Genomic DNA, 428 nt, shown 5'->3' with positions numbered 1-428 from the left:
CGCGGGGCCAGGGCAGGCTCGCGCGCGACGGCGTCCGCGAGCAGCCGGGCCGCGCGCCCGGCCTCCGCGACCCCGACGTCCGAGAGCGGCACGTCCAGGAGGCCCGTGAAGCGGTCGCCCGCGTTGAACGTGCTCTGCCCGTGGCGCCCGAGGACGAGGGTGCCGGCAGGACCGCCGTCCGACGACCCGGGCGACCGGCCGGACGACGAGCCCCGAGACCGGTCGGACGGCGAGCCCATCGCTCAGACCTCGAGCAGCCCGCGCTGGTGCGCGAGCGAGACGGCCTCGGCCCGCCCGGACGCGCCGAGCTTGGCCAGGACGTTGGACACGTGCACGCTCACCGTCTTCGCCGAGATGAACAGGCGCTCGCCGATCTGCCGGTTGGTCAGGCCCTGCGCGACGAGCCCACCTGGTTCGAGGCCGCCGAC

General features: G+C 76.4%; 2 protein-coding genes. Both read right to left on the bottom strand.

What is annotated here, in order from left to right:
• Positions 1 to 239, bottom strand: a 239-nt coding sequence (locus tag G3I78_RS48840) for a histidine phosphatase family protein (protein WP_203616555.1), incomplete at its 3' end; no start/stop codon positions are given.
• A 3-nt stretch (positions 240 to 242) separates the two neighbouring features.
• A partial coding sequence (locus G3I78_RS48835; RefSeq protein ID WP_164437100.1) for a LuxR C-terminal-related transcriptional regulator occupies positions 243 to 428 on the bottom strand: 186 nt, incomplete at its 5' end.

The sequence above is a fragment of the Streptomyces sp. SID13726 genome, assembly GCF_010548375.1.
Lineage (GTDB): Bacteria > Actinomycetota > Actinomycetes > Streptomycetales > Streptomycetaceae > Streptomyces.
The sequence above is the reverse complement of the archived record's forward strand: the minus strand, read 5'-3'. Positions and strand labels throughout refer to the sequence as shown.